Source organism: Occultella aeris (assembly GCF_902703175.1).
Classification (GTDB): Bacteria; Actinomycetota; Actinomycetes; order Actinomycetales; family Beutenbergiaceae; genus Occultella; species Occultella aeris.
The window spans coordinates 38,366-56,077 of record NZ_CACRYJ010000030.1; the positions used below are offsets into that span (position 1 = coordinate 38,366).

Consider the following 17,712-nt stretch of genomic DNA (forward strand, 5'->3'; position numbering starts at 1 on the left):
GCGCCGCAAGGCAACGACACCGGGCACACGGAGCCGGGCAGCTCGCCGGCGTTACCCGGCCACGCCAATAACGAGGCCACAATGACGAGGCCCGCACCGATTCCGGTGCGGGCCTCGTCGCCACTGGACAGACGTAGCCAAAGTGGCTATGCTGTCGCTTTGCGCTGTCTTCTGCCCCCAGCACACGCTTCCCGAACCGGGTCCATCTCACACGTCCGCGTGCGCGATGTCTGGCCCGGGCGAAGTTCGGGCGGGGTTTGTTTGGGGTGGTCCGGCGCGCGTGCACACAATTCGTAGGGAAGGACCCCTCTTGGCTGCCTCGCGCACCCCTTCTGCTCCGACCACCGACGCCATCGCCCAACGTACCGCCTCTCGCCGGGTCTCCTTCGCAAAGATCCACGAGCCTCTCCAAGCACCCGACCTTCTCGGGCTGCAGACCGACAGCTTCGACTGGCTGCTCGGTAACGAGGAGTGGCAGGCGCGGGTACAGGCTGCCGTCGACTCGGGCAACAACGACGTCACCATGACCTCCGGACTCGAGGAGATCTTCGAGGAGATCTCGCCGATCGAGGACTTCGGGGCGACGATGTCGCTGTCGTTCCGGGACCACCGGTTCGAGCCGCCGAAGTACACCGCTGACGAATGCAAGGAGAAGGACTTCACCTACTCCGCGCCGCTGTTCGTCACAGCGGAGTTCGTCAACTACACGACCGGCGAGATCAAGTCGCAGACGGTCTTCATGGGCGAGTTCCCGCTCATGACCGAGCGCGGCACGTTCATCATCAACGGTACCGAGCGGGTCGTCGTCTCTCAGCTCGTCCGTTCGCCCGGCGTGTACTTCGAGCGCACCCCGGACAAGACGTCCGACAAGGACATCTTCACCACCAAGGTGATCCCGTCCCGTGGCGCGTGGCTCGAGTTCGAGATCGACAAGCGGGACGCCGTCGGCGTGCGCGTCGACCGCAAGCGGAAGCAGTCGGTCACGGTCTTCCTGAAGGCCCTCGGCATGACCGAGAGCGAGATCCGCGAGTCCTTCGCGGAGTACCCGTCCGTGCTGGAGACGCTAGAGAAGGACAGCGTCCACACGCAGGACGAGGCACTCCTCGACATCTACCGCAAGATTCGCCCGGGCGAGCCGCCCACGGTCGAGGCCGGCACGGCGCTGCTCGACAACTTCTACTTCAACGCCAAGCGTTACGACCTCGCGAAGGTCGGTCGCTACAAGGTGAACAAGAAGCTCGGCGTCGACGCCGCGATCGACGACTCGGTCCTCTCCCGCGATGACATCGTCGGCACGATCAAGTACCTTGCCGCGCTGCACAAGGGCGAGGTAGAGATCCCCGGCCTGAAGGACGGCAAGGAGGTGGCCGTGCGCGTCGAGACCGACGACATCGACCACTTCGGCAACCGCCGCATCCGCGCCGTCGGTGAGCTGATCCAGAACCAGGTGCGTACCGGGCTGTCCCGGATGGAGCGCGTGGTCCGCGAGCGGATGACGACCCAGGACGTCGAGGCGATCACGCCGCAGACCCTGATCAACATCCGCCCCGTGGTGGCCTCCATCAAGGAGTTCTTCGGGACCAGCCAGCTCTCGCAGTTCATGGACCAGAACAACCCGCTCGCGGGTCTGACGCACAAGCGTCGCCTGTCCGCGCTCGGCCCGGGTGGTCTGTCCCGTGACCGCGCCGGCATGGAGGTCCGTGACGTCCACCCGTCGCACTACGGCCGCATGTGCCCGATCGAGACCCCTGAGGGGCCGAACATCGGTCTGATCGGTTCGCTGGCGACGTACGCCCGCATCAATCCGTTCGGTTTCGTCGAGACCCCGTACCGCAAGGTCGTCAAGGGTCGCGTCACCGACGATGTGGACTACCTCACCGCCGATGACGAGGACCGTTACGTCATCGCGCAGGCCAATGCCCCGCTCACCGAGGACGGCCACTTCGCCGAGTCCGACGTGCTGGTCCGGGTCCGTGGCGGGGACACGCTGGACATCGCCGCGGAGAACGTGGACTACATGGACGTCTCCGCGCGTCAGATGGTCTCCGTCGCCACCGCGATGATCCCGTTCCTCGAGCACGACGACGCGAACCGCGCCCTCATGGGTGCGAACATGCAGCGCCAGGCGGTGCCGCTGGTCCGCAGCGAGGCCCCGCTCGTGGGTACCGGCATGGAGCGCCGTGCGGCGGTCGACGCCGGTGACGTGATCGTGGCCACGAAGCCGGGTGTCGTGCAGGAGGTCTCCGCGGACGCGATCGTCGTGGCCCAGGACGACGCCTCCACGTTCACCTACCGGGTGGCCAAGTTCCGTCGCTCCAACCAGGGCACCTCCTACAACCAGCGTGTGCTGGTCGATGAGGGCGCCCGGGTCGAGGTCGGCTCCGTGCTCGCGGACGGCCCCGCCACCGATGAGGGCGAGCTCGCCCTCGGGCGCAACCTGTTGGTCGCCTTCATGTCGTGGGAGGGTCACAACTACGAGGACGCGATCATCCTCTCCCAGCGTCTGGTCCAGGACGACGTCCTCTCCTCGATCCACATCGAGGAGCACGAGGTCGACGCCCGCGACACGAAGTTGGGACCGGAGGAGATCACCCGGGACATCCCGAACGTCTCCGACGAGGTCCTCGCTGACCTCGACGAGCGCGGCATCATCCGCATCGGTGCCGAGGTCGGCGCCGGCGACGTGCTGGTCGGCAAGGTCACCCCGAAGGGTGAGACCGAGCTGACCCCGGAGGAGCGCCTGCTGCGCGCGATCTTCGGTGAGAAGGCGCGCGAGGTGCGCGACACCTCGCTCAAGGTGCCCCACGGTGAGTCCGGCACGGTGATCGAGGTGCGTGAGTTCAACCGCGAGGACGGCGACGAGCTGCCCCCGGGTGTGAACCAGCTGGTGCGCGTCTACATCGCGCAGCGACGCAAGATCACCGACGGCGACAAGCTCGCAGGCCGGCACGGCAACAAGGGTGTCATCTCGAAGATCCTGCCCATCGAGGACATGCCGTTCCTCGAGGACGGCACCGCGGTGGACATCGTCCTGAACCCGCTCGGCGTGCCCGGCCGGATGAACGTCGGCCAGGTCCTCGAGACCCACCTCGGGTGGGTGGCGAAGCAGGGCTGGGAGGCCGGCATCGAGGATGCCAAGAACGGGAAGGTCCCGGCGTGGGCGAAGAACCTCGCCCCGGAGGCGCTCAAGGGCGCACCCGGCACCCCCGTGGCATCGCCCGTCTTCGACGGTTTGCACGAGGACGAGTTGACGGGGCTGCTGGACTCCACGATCCCCACCCGGGACGGGGACCGGCTCGTGGACGCGACCGGCAAGGCGAGGCTGTTCGACGGCCGCTCCGGCGAGCCTTTCCCGGAGCCGATCGCCGTGGGCTACATGTACATCCTCAAGTTGCACCACCTGGTGGACGACAAGATCCACGCGCGTTCGACGGGTCCGTACTCGATGATCACGCAGCAGCCGCTGGGTGGTAAGGCGCAGTTCGGTGGTCAGCGGTTCGGCGAGATGGAGGTGTGGGCCCTGGAGGCCTATGGCGCCGCCTACGCGCTGCAGGAACTGCTCACCATCAAGTCCGACGACGTCCCCGGCCGCGTGAAGGTCTACGAGGCGATCGTCAAGGGCGAGAACATCCCCGAGCCCGGCATCCCCGAGTCCTTCAAGGTGCTCATCAAGGAGATGCAGTCGCTGTGCCTGAACGTCGAGGTGCTCAACTCCGACGGGACCTCGATCGAGATGCGTGACACCGACGAGGAGGTGTACCGGGCCGCTGAAGAGCTCGGTATCGACCTCTCCCGCCGTCCCGACGCGAGCAGCGTCGAAGAGATCTGAGCGGCCCCGTCAGCGGTCGGGTCCACGTGACCCGACCGCTGACGGCCCCCTCATCCTGATTGGTTCCACACGGTGTTACACCGAAGGAAGTAGGAAAATTGCTCGACGTCAACGTCTTCGACGAGCTACGTATCGGTCTCGCGACCGCGGACGAGGTCCGCGCCTGGTCGCACGGTGAGGTCAAGAAGCCGGAGACCATCAACTACCGCACCCTCAAGCCCGAGAAGGACGGCCTCTTCTGCGAGAAGATCTTCGGCCCCACCCGGGACTGGGAGTGCTACTGCGGCAAGTACAAGCGCGTGCGTTTCAAGGGCATCATCTGTGAGCGCTGCGGCGTCGAGGTGACCCGCTCCAAGGTCCGCCGCGAGCGGATGGGCCACATCGAGCTCGCCGCGCCGGTGACGCACATCTGGTACTTCAAGGGTGTCCCGTCCCGCCTGGGCTACCTGCTCGACCTCGCGCCGAAGGACCTCGAGAAGGTCATCTACTTCGCGGCCTACATGATCACCTCGGTCGACACCGATGGTCGTCACGAGGACCTGCCGAGTCTGCAGAACGAGATCGACCTGGAGAAGGCCGACATCTCGAAGCGTCGCGACCTCGATGTCGCCAACCGCAGCGAGCGTCTCGAGGCCGACCTGGCCGAGCTCGAGGCCGAGGGTGCGAAGGCCGACGCGCGCCGCAAGGTCAAGGACTCCGCCGAGCGCGAGATGGCTCAGATCCGCAAGCGTGCGGACAACGAGCTGGACCGCCTCGAGCAGGTCTGGGACCGGTTCAAGAACCTCAAGGTCGCCGACCTCGAGGGCGACGAGATGCTGTACCGCCAGCTGCAGGACCGCTACGGCAACTACTTCGAGGGTTCGATGGGGGCCGGCGCGATCCAGAAGCGCTTGGAGACCTTCGACCTCGAGGCGGAGTCCGAGTCTCTTCGCGAGACGATCCGCACCGGCAAGGGCCAGCGCAAGACTCGCGCCCTGAAGCGGCTCAAGGTCGTCAACGCGTTCCTGACGACGAACAACTCGCCGCTCGGCATGGTGCTGGACTGCATCCCGGTGATCCCGCCGGACCTGCGTCCGATGGTGCAGCTCGACGGTGGCCGGTTCGCGACCAGCGACCTGAACGACCTGTACCGCCGTGTGATCAACCGCAACAACCGGTTGAAGCGACTGCTGGACCTCGGCGCACCCGAGATCATCGTCAACAACGAGAAGCGGATGCTCCAGGAGGCCGTCGACTCGCTGTTCGACAACGGTCGCCGCGGTCGTCCGGTGACCGGCCCGGGCAACCGGCCGCTCAAGTCGATCTCGGACATGCTCAAGGGCAAGCAGGGCCGGTTCCGTCAGAACCTGCTCGGCAAGCGCGTCGACTACTCCGGCCGTAGCGTCATCGTGGTCGGCCCGCAGCTCAAGCTGCACCAGTGCGGCCTGCCCAAGCAGATGGCTCTCGAGCTCTTCAAGCCGTTCGTCATGAAGCGGCTCGTGGACCTCAACCACGCGCAGAACATCAAGAGCGCCAAGCGCATGGTGGAGCGCGCGCGCTCCGTCGTGTGGGACGTGCTCGAAGAGGTCATCACCGAGCACCCCGTGCTGCTGAACCGGGCACCGACGCTGCACCGCCTGGGCATCCAGGCCTTCGAGCCGCAGCTGGTCGAGGGTAAGGCGATCCACCTGCACCCGTTGGTGTGTGGCGCGTTCAACGCCGACTTCGACGGTGACCAGATGGCCGTCCACCTGCCGCTCTCCTCGGAGGCGCAGGCCGAGGCCCGCATCCTGATGCTCTCGAGCAACAACATCCTCAAGCCGTCGGACGGTCGTCCGGTGACCATGCCCTCGCAGGACATGATCATCGGTCTGTTCCACCTGACCTCGGATCGTGAGGACGGGCTCGGCGAGGGCCGTGCGTTCACCTCCCCGGCGGAGGCCTTCATGGCCTTCGACGCGGGTGAGCTCGACCTGAACGCGAAGATCACCCTACGGCTGACCGACCTGGTCCCGCCGGAGGGCTGGGAGGCGCCGGAGGGCTACGCCGAGGGCGACGCGATCCTGTTCGAGACGACGCTCGGTCGGTCCTTGTTCAACGAGGCCCTGCCGGTGGACTACCCGTTCATCAACACGATCGTGGACAAGAAGGTGCTGTCCGGGATCGTCAACGACCTCGCCGAGCGCTACCCCAAGGTGGTCGTCGCGGCCAGCCTGGACGCGCTCAAGGAGGCCGGCTTCAAGTGGGCGACCCGCTCGGGCGTGACCATCTCGATCTCCGATGTCGCGACACCGTCGAACAAGGCGCAGATCCTCGAGGGCTACGAGGCGAAGGCCGCGAAGGTCCAGGGCCAGTACGACCGCGGCCTGCTAACGGACGACGAACGTCGTCAGGAGCTCGTGGAGATCTGGAACCAGGCCACCGACGAGGTCGCCGCAGCCATGCGGGAGAACTTCTCGAAGACCAACCCGGTGAACCGGATGGTCGGCTCGGGTGCCCGTGGTAACTGGATGCAGGTGCGTCAGATCGCCGGTATGCGTGGTCTGGTGGCCAACCCGAAGGGTGAGATCATCCCGCGGCCGATCAAGTCCAACTACCGCGAGGGTCTGTCGGTGGTCGAGTACTTCATCGCCACCCACGGTGCCCGGAAGGGTCTTGCCGACACCGCCCTGCGGACGGCGGACTCGGGCTACCTGACCCGTCGTCTCGTGGACGTGTCGCAGGACGTCATCATCCGTGAGGACGACTGTGGTACCGAGCGGGGTCTGACCCTGCCGATCCTGGAGCGCACGGCCAGCGGGCAGGCGCGCCGCGCGGACACCGTCGAGACCAGCGTCTACGGACGCAGCCTCGCAGGTTCGGTCTCCTCGCCCGACGGCGAGGTGCTCGGCCAGGGTGGTGACGACGTCGGTGACGTGCTCCTCGACAAGCTCATCGAGGCCGGCGTCGAGCAGCTCAAGGTCCGGTCGGTGCTCACCTGTGAGTCCCGCGTCGGTACCTGCGCCAAGTGCTACGGCCGCTCGCTGGCCACCGGCAAGCTGGTCGACATCGGTGAGGCCGTCGGCATCATCGCGGCCCAGTCCATCGGTGAGCCCGGCACCCAGCTGACGATGCGGACCTTCCACACCGGTGGTGTGGCGAGCGCCGAGGACATCACGCAGGGTCTGCCCCGTGTGACCGAGCTGTTCGAGGCCCGCACCCCCAAGGGCGAGGCCCCGATCGCCGAGATCGCCGGCCGCATCGCCATCGACGAGAGCGAGCGTTCGCGTCGCCTGGTGATCACGCCCGACGACGGCAGCGAGGAGATCGCCTACCCGGTCACCAAGCGGTCGCGGCTGCTGGTGCACGACGGTGACCACGTCGCCGTCGGTCAGCAGCTGGTCGCGGGTGCGGTTGACCCGAAGAAGGTGTTGCGGATCCTCGGTCCGCGCGCGGTGCAGAAGCACCTCGTGGACGAGGTCCAGGAGGTCTACCGCTCCCAGGGCGTGGACATCCACGACAAGCACATCGAGGTCATCGTCCGGCAGATGCTGCGTCGGGTCACTGTGCTCGACTCCGGCGAGTCCCGGCTGCTGCCGGGTGAGCTGGCCGAGCGTTCGCGGTTCGAGGACGAGAACCGTCGGGTCGTCTCCGAGGGTGCCCAGCCGGCTTCGGGTCGTCCCGAGCTGATGGGGATCACGAAGGCCTCGCTGGCGACCGAGTCGTGGCTGTCCGCGGCGTCCTTCCAGGAGACCACGAAGGTGCTGACCGAGGCCGCGATGAGCGGACGCTCGGACTCCCTGCTGGGTCTGAAGGAGAACGTCATCCTCGGTAAGCTCATCCCGGCCGGGACCGGCCTGCCGCGCTACCGCAACGTGCGCGTCGAGCCGACCGAGGCCGCGAAGGCCGAGATCTACCCGAGCTTCGGCTACGACGAGATCGACTACACGCCGGTCTCCGAGGGCTCCGGCGAGGCGATCGCACTCGAGGAGCTCGACCTGGGCCGCGGTTTCGAGGCGGACTTCCGCTGAGTCGCACGACCTGATCGACCACTGAATGGTCCGGCACCCAAGGGGTGCCGGACCATTCGTGTGTCCGGCACCGGATCGGCAGCCGCCGCCCGAGCCCGCACCGGCTCGCAGTGATGCCACTCACATGTGGCGGAGACGGGAATGTGGTTGAACTTTCACCCATTGAGAGGTGCATGACTTCTCACAAGATCGGCATCATCGTCAGCTCCTCCCGCCCGACCCGCATCGGCACCAAGGTCGCCCGGTGGGTCGGCGATCAGGCGCCGAACGGCACCGATGTCGACATCATCGACCTTGCCGAGGTGGGCCTGCCCTTCCTCGCGGAACCCGAACTCCCGTCGTCCGGCAACTACACCCAGGCCAGCACCCTGGCGTGGTCGGAGCGGGTGCGCGCCTACGACGCGCTGATCGTCACCCTGCCCGAGTACAACGCCGGCTACCCGGCCGTCGTGAAGAACGCTATCGACACCCTGCACGCCGAGTGGAGCGACCTGCCGATCGGCATCATCGGCTACGGCTGGGGCGCTGCCGCCGGATCCGCCCGCCAGTTCGGTGAGGTCCTCGACCGCGTCAAGGCGCTCCGTCTCGACGGCCCGGGCCTCAGCTTCGGTCAGGATCTGACTCCGGAGGGCGACATGCTCGACGCCGCCCCGGCCGATGAGGTGCGCGGCCTCTACGACCAGATCATCGCGGCCGTGCGCGAGAAGGTCACGGCCTGACCCCTGACCCGCAGTCGGTACTTCCCGGCAGCAGAGGCGGTGGCGCGCGGCGCCACCGCCTCTCGTGCGCCCAGGGCACCTGTTCGACGGCGCCAGATCCGGCGATCCCCGGGCCCGTCTCGGCGCTGTGGTCAGGCTAGGCACCGCTCGCGTACAGCCGCCGGACCACGTCCTCGATGTCCGGCTCCTCGATCGTGAGGTCGCGCACCGCGGCGCGGGCGGACACCTGTGCTAGGACCGCGGCCGCCGTCGTCGATCCGGGGGTGAAGGCGAGCCGCTGACGCAGCCCGTCCGCCTCGACGCCGAGCAGCCGGGTGCCAGCGACGTCTTCCAGTGGGGCAGCGGTCTCCTCGAGGTCGACGACGATCACACGGTCGGCGCCGACCCGCTCCACGAGGCCGGGCAGGGAGCCGTCGTAGGCCATCCGACCGTGGTCGACCACGATGATGCGGTCGGTCAGGCGTTGCACGTCGTCCATGTCGTGCGTCGTCAGGAGCAGGGTGGTGTCCCCGCCGGCCCGCTCCTCGAGCAGGAACTGGCGCAGGCGTTCCTTGCTCAGCACGTCCAGACCGATGGTGGGCTCGTCCAGGATCAGCAGTTCGGGGGAGTGCAGCAACGCCGCCGCGATCTCGCCCCGGATGCGCTGCCCGAGACTCAACTGCCGCACCGGCGTCTCGAGGAAGTCACCGAGGTCGAGGCGTTCGACCAGGGTGGCCCGACGTGTCCGCAGGGTGTCCGGGCCGAGCCGGTGGATCGCTGCCAGAGCGCGATAGGACTCGGCGAGCGGCAGGTCCCACCACAGCTGCGACCGCTGCCCGAAGACCACGCCGATCCGCCGTGCCAGTTCCCGACGGTGACGGTGCGGGTCCAGGCCGCAGGTCTGCACGCGGCCGCTGGTCGGTACCAGGATGCCGGTGAGCATCTTGATCGTGGTGGACTTCCCGGCGCCGTTGGCGCCGATGTACCCGACGGCGGCCCCCGCGTCGATCGTGAAGTCCAGGTCGGCGACGGCGTGGGTGATACTGCGCCTGCGGCGCAGCCCGCGACCGGTCCGGACCACGAAGTCCCGGCCGAGGCCGGTGGCGCTGATGATCGTTTCGGTCATGACCCCGCTCCCGTGTAGTGACGTAGGCCCGCCCGCCAACCGAGCAGGGCGACGGTCCAGATCCCTGCGGCCGCGACCGGTGCGAACCACCCCAGGACGGCCGGCGTCCACGCCGGCCCGGCGTGGCCGAGGAGGACGAGGGTGGGCAGGTACGCGGTGAACGCGGCCGGGACCACGAACGTGAAGAGCACTCGCATCGGCAGACTGAAGATCGAGGTGGGGTAGGACGCCGCATACGAGCCGCCGTACGTGAACGCGTTCGCGAACTCGCCGCCCTCCACGAGCCAGAACTGCACCGCGGCCGCGCACACGAACAGCGCAGCGAAGATGATCGCGCTGACCAGCGGCGTCAGGACGGCCAGGACCACGAGTGCCGGCGTCCACGCGATCGTGTTCATCGTCAGCGCGATCGCCAGCACCACAGCCGCGACCGCCGTACGACCCAGCCGGCGCAGCTGTAGGTCGCTGGTGATCAGCTGGGCCAGGACCGGCAGCGGACGCAGCAGGAATGCGTCCAGGGTGCCCGAGCGGAGGTACGTCGGCAGCGAGTCCACGTGCCCGACCGCCATGTCCGCGAGGGAGAAGCCGATCCCGGCGAAGGCGAACAGCAACAGCGCACCGGCCAGGTCGAGTTCACCCAGGATGGTGATCGAGGAGAAGATCACGAGCACCTCGGCGAGCTCGAGCACACCGATACCGACCGCGCCGACGAGGTCGAGGACGAACGAGCGCCGATAGGCCAACTGCGAGCGCAGCCGGGAAGCGAGCAGGGCCCGGTAGGGCGCGAGGGCCTCAGCCACCCTGCACCACCACCCTCCGCACCCCGATCTCGAACACGGCGCGACCGACCACGAGCAGGCCGAGCGTCCACGCGACCTGCTCGCCGAGCAGCACCAACGCCTCCGGTCCCGCCGCGCGCCCCATGATGATGTCGATCGGGTGCTGCAGCATCGCCGGGAACGGGGTCCACGCCGCCACCGCTGCGAGCCAGGGTGGGAACCAGTGCACCGGCACCACCAGACCGCACAGCAGGTTGGACGCGACGAGATAGAGCGTCATGACCCCCCGGAGGTCCAACAACCAGAACGCCGCCAGGTTCACCAGCCACCGGCAGGCGAACGAGACCACGACGGCGAGCGTCACCGAGACCAGCCCGAGCAGATAGGGCAGCACCTGGCCGGGCAGCGCCAGCCCGGTCACGAGTGCGCCGACCACCAGCGGCGGAGCGCCGCGGGGCACCAGCTGGAACGCGGCCCTTCCGAGGTCCGCCGCCAGGTAGCCCGCCTGCGGGTCGATCGGGCGGGCCAGGTCGATGGCGATGTCCCCGGACCGGATCCGCTCCGCGAGCTCGGACCAGGTGAAGACGTTCACCGGACCGATGAGTGCCTGGGCGAGCCAGGCGTAGGTGGCCCCGGTGAGGGCGTCGTAGCCGGCCAGCATCCCGCCGGCGGCCCCGATCGCCCCCATCGTGATCGCCGCCTTGATGAGGCCGAAGACCGTGTTCGTGAACGCACCCGCGGCAGCCGCGGTGCGGTACGCGGACCATCGCCGCCAGCCGAGACCGGCATACACGGCGAGGGCGGACACAAGAGCGAGAACTTACTCGCCGCTCGGGTGGGAGTCAATCAGGACCGACACCCCGGGCTATCATCGCGGGATGGGCCGGGGGAGTGTCGCGGATCTGCGTCAGGCTCGCCGGGTGCTCTGCTACGGCGTGACCGGTTCGGGCAAGTCCACCCTGGCGCTGCGCCTCGGGGCGGAACTCGGACTGCCCGTCGCCCTGGTGGACGAGCACTACTGGGAGCCCGGCTGGGTGCCCGCGCCGCAGGAGCAGTTCGAGGAGTACATCGCCTCGACCCTGAGTGGCCCGCGCTGGGTGGTCGACACCGCATATGCCCGGCACCTGGACGCCATCTTCCACCGTGCGGACGTGATCGTCGCGTTGGACTACCCGCGGCTCGTCTCCCTGACCAGGCTGGTGTGGCGCACCTGCCGCAACATCGTCACCAGGGCGCCGCTCTGCAACGGCAATGTCGAAACCCTCCGCAACGCGCTGTCGGGTGACTCCATCATCCGCTGGCACTTCCAGTCGTGGCGGAGCAAGCGCAGGAGGATGCGCGCGTGGGCCGCGGACCCGGGGGTGCCGCCGGTGCTGCTCCTGGGCCGGCCCGCAGACGCCGAGCGGGCCCTTGCGCAGCTCAGATCCTCGCCCAATCAGTCGTCGTGACGCCCGTGTCCGTGAGGACCGTGAGCAGGACGCGGCTGCGCAGCAACTGGTACTCCCAGACGCGTTTCGCACCGAGACCGTCGGTGGCCACGTCCGCCGGGTGCAGGAAGATCTCGCTGACGCCGGCCGGGAGGGTGGCCACCAGGTCGGCGTAGTAGCGAGCCGTGTCGTCCGGGCCGTCGATCGCCGCGGTCGGCCGCGGATCCGTGCAGATCGTCTCCGGGAGGCGGACGCCGGAGTCGTCAGCCAGTGCGACGGCGAGCCGATGCGCCTCGCCGACGCCGGCGCTGTCGGGCGCTCGCCTGGGCAGCCGCAGCGGCAGGCGGTGCCGGGCGGCCACCGCTATCGCTTCCACGAGCACCCCGCCGGGGCGGGTGGCCTCAGGCCCGAGCCCGTAGAGCGCGGCGGTGTGAAGGTCCAGGTGCGTGGGCACGGCGCCGCGGGCGCGCATCCAGGCCACCTGGTCCTCGATCGCGGCCTCGATCTCGTCGTGGCTCGCGGTGGCGAGCAGGGTCGGGTCGAACTCGACGTGGAGCCCGACGGCGATCGGCAGGTCGAGCTCGAGGGCCGCCTCGGCGTGTGGTCGCCCGACGAGCAGGGACGTGGCCGTCACGGCGCCTGCGCCGGCCAGAGCTGCGACTGCGCGGTTCACAGCAGGGGAGAGACCGAGATCGTCGGCAGTGACGATGACGGACGTGGTCATGGCTGCGGTCGACGTGCGTCCGCGGCGCCGGGCGGGTCGGTGTCGTCGGTGCCCGGCGCGTTGGTGCCGGGGCTGCGGATAGCGGCCGCCTCGGCGACCTCCTCACCGGCGCCGCCCGCCGGGCCCACGGCCACCGTCGGGAGGATCTCCGCTGCCGTGCCGCGATCGAAGCGGACGAAGTGGGACATGATGGCGGCCAGGCTCACCAGGACGAACGGGAACACCGAGAGCAGGAATCGCGCGGCCTCGTCGGGACGGGCGCCGGTGTCATCACCGCTGTGGAACCCGAACAGCATCGCCACGGCGAGGAAGCCGAGCGACTTCACGAACGCGTTCAGCCGGTTGAAGAACCCGAACGCGGACAGGAACATCCCCTCGCGGCGCACTCCGGTGCGGGCGGTGTCCTCGTCGAGGAGTCGCGCCACGATCAGGTCCATGGTGGCCATCACCCCGCTGTACCCGAGCCCCACGAGCGCCCCGCAGACGATGGCGAGCAGGAGAGTGTCCGCCAGATACATGGTGGCCAGCGCCCCGGCCAGCACGATCAGTGCGATCCGCCAGATCCGCTCCGGGCCGTACCGGCGCACCAGCCGGGTCCACACCGCCAGGCACAGGGCGGACACGAGGATCACCGTGGCCAGCAGGTAGGTGGAGTCTCCAGGCGGAAGCCGCAGCGTGTACTCGACGAAGAATGCCACCGCGGCGATCACCAGGGCCATGCCGGCCGAGTACAGGCCACTCGTCACGGCGATCATCCAGAACTTGCGGTTGCCCACGATCACCTTGAGGGAATCCAGCAGACGGGGCTGCTCCGCGGTCAGCACTCGCGGATCCTCCCGGGCTCCGAGCGCGCAGTAGATGATCACCGCAGCGGCCACGACTCCGAAGATGATGGAGGTGCGGCTGTATCCGATCGCCTCCGCGATCCGCGGAGTGAGTGCCACCGAGATGATCATCGCCACGAGCTGGAAGCCCTGGCGTAGCGAGTTCGCCACCGCACGCCGCTTCTCGTTCGGGAACAGCTCCGGGAGCAACGCCCCGTAGTTCGCGTTCACGAGTGAGTCCGACGTGCCGGTGAGGACGGTGAACACTGCGAACCAGGCGATCAGGGTGGCACCCTCGAGGGTGTCCGGAGGGGAGAAGAACGCGATGAAGGAGATCGCCAGCAGTGGTGCCGCCAGGATCATCCATGGCCTGCGCCGACCCCACCGGGTCCGGGTGCGATCGGAGAGGTAGCCGTAGACCGGGTTGTCGATCGCGTCGATCACCGCGTACAGGGCCAGCACGGCGGCGTACGCGCGTGCGTCCATGCCGAGGTCGTTGATGTAGTAGAACGCCATGAATGCGAGAAACATGTTGATCGGGATCGACGTCCCGAACATCCCGACCGCGTATCGGACCGGGCGGGTGCTGCGCCCGGTCGCGCCGGCGCTGGGAGCGGACGTGCCGGGCTCGACGCCGACGGTGGCGGGCCCGACGGCAGCGTCCTGATCGCCCTGTGTCGTCATCGTCGACTCTCCTGTTCTCGGCCCACGGGTGCGGCTGACCACCTGCATCGAGCGTAGTGCGCGTCCGGATCGTGGACTTCTCGAATCCGGGTCCCACCATGACGACCCGATCGGCGCTACCGTTGGGTGGAACTTCACCGGCTCGGTCCAGCCCGGCACAGGGAGTGTTTTGCACCACACCGTGCCGCTCGGCTTTGACGCTTCCGTCGCGCGGAGAGTACTCTGGTCGGCAGTGCCCGCTCTGTCGGGCCCTCGCGTGCGCGCTGTGACCTGGACGTCGCCCCGAAACGGGCCCGGACGAGGATGAGCGTGCGGTGGGTCACCCCCCGTCCGGCACGCACACCGACCACCACAACACCCGTGATGGGCCTGTGATGGGCGAAGTGTGCGTGAAGAACCGGGGGACGACACGCCCGAGCGCGGGGGGCACGTCGGGGTGGAATACGCCGGGCACCAGCAGTGTTCCGGTCCTGATCGCACCCCGATCACCATGAGCAGTCAGACTTTTCGAGACGGAGATGTAGTGCCCACGATTCAGCAGCTGGTCCGCAAGGGTCGCAGCGCCAAGGTCGGCAAGTCCAAGACGCCTGCCCTCAAGGGCAGCCCCCAGCGTCGCGGCGTGTGCACCCGCGTGTACACGACGACCCCCAAGAAGCCGAACTCGGCCCTGCGCAAGGTGGCCCGGGTGAAGCTGTCCAGCCAGATCGAGGTCACGGCGTACATCCCCGGCGTCGGTCACAACCTGCAGGAGCACTCCATCGTGCTCGTGCGCGGTGGCCGTGTGAAGGACCTCCCGGGTGTCCGTTACAAGATCGTGCGTGGCGCCCTCGACACCCAGGGTGTTCGCGGCCGTCAGCAGGCTCGCAGCCGTTACGGCGCGAAGAAGGAGAAGAAGTAATGCCTCGTAAGGGTCCGGCCCCGAAGCGGCCGCTCGCGATCGATCCCGTCTACGGTTCGCCGACGGTCACCCAGCTCGTGAACCGGGTGCTCATGGACGGCAAGAAGTCCACCGCTGAGCGGATCGTCTACGGCGCCCTGGAGGGTGTCCGCGAGAAGACGCAGTCCGACCCGGCCGTCGTGCTCAAGCGCGCGCTGGAGAACGTCCGCCCGACCCTCGAGGTCCGGTCCCGCCGCGTCGGTGGCGCGACCTACCAGGTCCCGATCGAGGTCCGCGCCTCGCGTCAGACCACGCTGGCCCTGCGCTGGCTCGTGGACTACGCCCGCGCCCGCCGCGAGAAGACCATGACCGAGCGCCTCATGAACGAGATCCTCGACGCCTCCAACGGCCTCGGTGCCGCCGTGAAGCGACGCGAGGACACCCACAAGATGGCCGAGTCGAACAAGGCCTTCGCGCACTACCGCTGGTAGTCGCCCCGGTCATGGCGCCGCCTCACCCCGGCGCCATGACCCACCTGATCACGCTCGTATCGACCAGAAGAGAGCAACTGTGGCACTCGACGTGCTGACCGACCTCACCAAGGTCCGCAACATCGGCATCATGGCCCACATCGATGCCGGCAAGACCACCACGACGGAACGCATCCTGTTCTACACGGGGGTCAACCACAAGCTCGGTGAGACGCACGATGGCGCGTCGACCACCGACTGGATGGAGCAGGAGAAGGAACGCGGCATCACCATCACCTCCGCCGCGGTGACCTCCTTCTGGGACGGCAACCAGATCAACATCATCGACACCCCGGGTCACGTCGACTTCACGGTCGAGGTGGAGCGTTCGCTGCGCGTCCTCGACGGTGCCGTTGCCGTGTTCGACGGCAAGGAGGGTGTCGAGCCGCAGTCCGAGACGGTGTGGCGTCAGGCCGACAAGTACGACGTGCCGCGCATCTGCTTCGTCAACAAGATGGACAAGCTCGGTGCCGACTTCTACTACACGGTCGAGACCATCGTGAAGCGCCTCGGCGCCAAGCCGCTCGTCATGCAGTTGCCGATCGGCTCCGAGAGCGAGTTCGTCGGCGTCGTCGACCTGGTCACCATGAAGGCCTTCGTGTGGCCCGGTGACTCCAAGGGCGACGTGACGATGGGTGCCGCCTACGAGACCCAGGACATCCCCGCCGACCTGCTCGAGCGCGCCCAGCAGTACCGCGCCCAGCTGGTCGAGGACGTCGCCGAGGCGTCCGACGAACTCATGGAGAAGTTCCTGGAGGGCGAGGAGATCAGCATCCCCGAGCTCAAGGCCGGCATCCGCAAGATGACGATCAACTCCGAGGCCTACCCGGTGTTCTGTGGCTCCGCCTTCAAGAACCGTGGTGTGCAGCCGATGCTCGACGCGGTCATCGACTACCTGCCGTCCCCGATCGACGTGCCGCCGATGATCGGCCACGACCCGAAGGACGAGGCCGTCGAGCTGACCCGCGCGCCGTCGGAGTCCGAGCCGTTCTCCGCGCTCGCGTTCAAGATCGCGTCGCACCCCTTCTTCGGGACCCTGACCTTCATCCGCGTGTACTCCGGTCTCGCCCACCCCGGCGACCAGGTCATGAACACGACCAAGGGCCGCAAGGAGCGCATCGGGAAGCTGTTCCAGATGCACGCCAACAAGGAGAACCCGGTCGACGAGGCCCACGCGGGCCACATCTACGCGGCGATCGGGCTCAAGGACACCACCACCGGTGACACCCTGGCCGCCCTGGACGCACCGATCGTGCTCGAGTCGATGTCCTTCCCGGACCCGGTCATCTTCGTCGCGATCGAGCCGAAGACGAAGGGTGACCAGGAGAAGCTGTCCACGGCCATCCAGAAGCTCTCGGCCGAGGACCCGACGTTCACCGTCTCCCTCAACGAGGACACCGGTCAGACCGAGATCGGCGGCATGGGCGAACTCCACCTGGACATCCTGGTGGACCGCATGCGACGCGAGTTCCGCGTCGAGGCGAACGTCGGCAAGCCGCAGGTCGCCTACCGCGAGACGATCCGCCGCAAGGTGGACAAGCTCGACTACACCCACAAGAAGCAGACCGGTGGCTCGGGCCAGTTCGCGAAGGTCCAGATGTCCTTCGAGCCGCTCCAGAGCGAGGCCGGCGAACTCTACGAGTTCGACAACAAGGTCACTGGGGGCCGCATCCCACGGGAGTACATCCCCAGCGTGGACGCCGGTGTGCAGGACGCCCTGCAGGTCGGCGTGCTCGCCGGATACCCGCTCGTGGGCATCAAGGCCACCCTGTTGGACGGCGCGTACCACGACGTCGACTCCTCGGAGATGGCCTTCAAGATCGCCGGCTCGATGGCACTGAAGGAAGGCGTCAGGCGCGCCGACCCGGTGCTCCTGGAGCCGGTCATGGACGTCGAGGTGCGCACGCCCGAGGAGTACATGGGCGACGTCATCGGCGACCTGAACTCCCGCCGCGGCCAGATCCAGTCGATGGAGGACGCGAGCGGCGTTAAGGTGGTTCGCGCCTTGGTGCCGTTGTCGGAGATGTTCGGCTACATCGGCGACCTGCGGTCCAAGACCCAGGGTCGTGCGGTGTACTCGATGCAGTTCAGCAACTATGCCGAAGTGCCTCGGAATGTCTCCGAGGAGATCATCAAGAAGACCCGGGGCGAGTAGTCCCACAGGTCGACCCTGTTTCACCATCACCAAACCGACCCGTAGGATCGCTCAGCCTCAGTGGGGCGAC

At 67.9% G+C, this 17,712-nt stretch carries 12 protein-coding genes; 7 read left to right on the plus strand and 5 right to left on the minus strand.

Features of this window, described 5'->3' with window-relative positions; translation table 11 throughout:
* The first annotated feature begins 310 nt into the window (after window positions 1-310).
* The 3 genes from rpoB to HALOF300_RS10900 all read left to right on the plus strand — a co-directional run bounded on the left by rpoB (window position 311) and on the right by HALOF300_RS10900 (window position 8,537).
* Window positions 311-3,829 (plus strand): DNA-directed RNA polymerase subunit beta, encoded by a 3,519-nt coding sequence (gene rpoB / locus HALOF300_RS10890; protein WP_156740981.1) that lies wholly within the window; start codon window positions 311-313, stop codon window positions 3,827-3,829.
* Window positions 3,830-3,927: 98 nt separating this feature from the next.
* Window positions 3,928-7,818, plus strand: a complete 3,891-nt coding sequence (locus HALOF300_RS10895; protein WP_156740982.1) for a DNA-directed RNA polymerase subunit beta' — start codon at window positions 3,928-3,930, stop codon at window positions 7,816-7,818.
* 173 nt (window positions 7,819-7,991) lie between these two features.
* Complete coding sequence (locus HALOF300_RS10900; RefSeq protein ID WP_197522475.1) at window positions 7,992-8,537, plus strand: NADPH-dependent FMN reductase; 546 nt, start codon at window positions 7,992-7,994, stop codon at window positions 8,535-8,537.
* Between the two features lie 136 nt (window positions 8,538-8,673).
* Here the strand turns inward: HALOF300_RS10900 and HALOF300_RS10905 are convergent, their stop codons facing one another.
* From HALOF300_RS10905 to HALOF300_RS10915, 3 genes are read right to left on the minus strand one after another with little or no spacing between them, the layout of a single operon-like run.
* Complete coding sequence (locus HALOF300_RS10905) at window positions 8,674-9,642, minus strand: ABC transporter ATP-binding protein (RefSeq protein WP_156740984.1); 969 nt, start codon at window positions 9,640-9,642, stop codon at window positions 8,674-8,676.
* Window positions 9,639-10,442: an ABC transporter permease gene (locus tag HALOF300_RS10910; RefSeq protein WP_156740985.1), complete on the minus strand. Its 804-nt coding sequence runs from the start codon at window positions 10,440-10,442 to the stop codon at window positions 9,639-9,641. Before HALOF300_RS10910 ends, HALOF300_RS10905 begins: the two co-directional genes overlap by 4 nt.
* Window positions 10,435-11,229, minus strand: coding sequence for an ABC transporter permease (locus HALOF300_RS10915; protein ID WP_231955247.1), 795 nt, complete (start codon window positions 11,227-11,229; stop codon window positions 10,435-10,437). The genes HALOF300_RS10910 and HALOF300_RS10915 overlap by 8 nt, the downstream gene beginning before the upstream one ends.
* Before the next feature lie 70 nt (window positions 11,230-11,299).
* Between HALOF300_RS10915 and HALOF300_RS10920 the strand changes: the two genes are divergently transcribed.
* Window positions 11,300-11,869, plus strand: coding sequence for a P-loop NTPase family protein (locus HALOF300_RS10920; RefSeq protein WP_156740986.1), 570 nt, complete (start codon window positions 11,300-11,302; stop codon window positions 11,867-11,869).
* Here HALOF300_RS10920 and HALOF300_RS10925 read toward each other — a convergent pair.
* Together HALOF300_RS10925 and HALOF300_RS10930 are read right to left on the minus strand one after the other, a co-directional pair.
* Complete coding sequence (locus HALOF300_RS10925) at window positions 11,841-12,572, minus strand: ChbG/HpnK family deacetylase (RefSeq protein WP_156740987.1); 732 nt, start codon at window positions 12,570-12,572, stop codon at window positions 11,841-11,843. The two genes, HALOF300_RS10920 and HALOF300_RS10925, sit on opposite strands and share 29 nt — an antisense overlap.
* Complete coding sequence (locus HALOF300_RS10930) at window positions 12,569-14,080, minus strand: MFS transporter (RefSeq protein WP_197522476.1); 1,512 nt, start codon at window positions 14,078-14,080, stop codon at window positions 12,569-12,571. Before HALOF300_RS10930 ends, HALOF300_RS10925 begins: the two co-directional genes overlap by 4 nt.
* Before the next feature lie 523 nt (window positions 14,081-14,603).
* On the opposite strand from HALOF300_RS10930, the gene rpsL reads away from it, so the two are divergent.
* The 3 genes from rpsL to fusA all read left to right on the plus strand — a co-directional run bounded on the left by rpsL (window position 14,604) and on the right by fusA (window position 17,642).
* Window positions 14,604-14,978: a 30S ribosomal protein S12 gene (rpsL, locus tag HALOF300_RS10935; protein ID WP_154792912.1), complete on the plus strand. Its 375-nt coding sequence runs from the start codon at window positions 14,604-14,606 to the stop codon at window positions 14,976-14,978.
* Window positions 14,978-15,448 carry a 30S ribosomal protein S7 gene (gene rpsG, locus HALOF300_RS10940; protein ID WP_154792913.1) on the plus strand — a complete coding sequence of 157 codons (471 nt, stop codon included), beginning with the start codon at window positions 14,978-14,980 and terminating at the stop codon, window positions 15,446-15,448. Before rpsL ends, rpsG begins: the two co-directional genes overlap by 1 nt.
* Before the next feature lie 79 nt (window positions 15,449-15,527).
* Window positions 15,528-17,642 (plus strand): elongation factor G, encoded by a 2,115-nt coding sequence (gene fusA, locus HALOF300_RS10945; protein ID WP_156740989.1) that lies wholly within the window; start codon window positions 15,528-15,530, stop codon window positions 17,640-17,642.
* Window positions 17,643-17,712: the final 70 nt, after the last annotated feature.